This window comes from Bacteroides sp. 51 (assembly GCF_010500965.1).
Lineage (GTDB): Bacteria > Bacteroidota > Bacteroidia > Bacteroidales > Bacteroidaceae > Bacteroides.
In genome coordinates this window covers 1-312 of record NZ_QVMI01000086.1, presented here as the reverse complement: position 1 = coordinate 312, position 312 = coordinate 1, and the positions used below count along the sequence as shown (strand labels likewise).

Sequence of the window (312 nt, the reverse complement as noted above, 5' to 3'; positions counted from 1 at the left end):
AGAAGCAGGCAGTTCGCGGTTGTCTACACAAAATGATGTAGCCGCCGAAGTGGAAGAAGCCAGTACCCTGACCAAAGGTGATGTGGTTCATGTACTGAGTATTTTCATGAGTGAAATGCGCAAGGTGCTTGTTCGTGGCGACCGGGTTAAGATTGATGGTCTGGGCACGTTCTTTATGACCCTTTCGTGTAACGGTGTGGAAACATAAGATGAATGCCACTTCCGCCAGATCAAGTGAGTCAATATCCGTTTTCGTCCCGACAAAGTCCTCAAACTAGTCAATAACGCCCTGGCGCCTACCCGTTCGGATAA

The 312-nt window shown here is 48.7% G+C and carries 1 protein-coding gene; it reads left to right on the top strand.

Annotation, left to right across the window (positions count from 1 at the left end; genetic code table 11):
* The coding region (locus tag D0T87_RS23565; RefSeq protein ID WP_163178603.1) for an HU family DNA-binding protein at positions 1–208 on the top strand (208 nt) is incomplete at its 5' end.
* Positions 209–312: the final 104 nt, after the last annotated feature.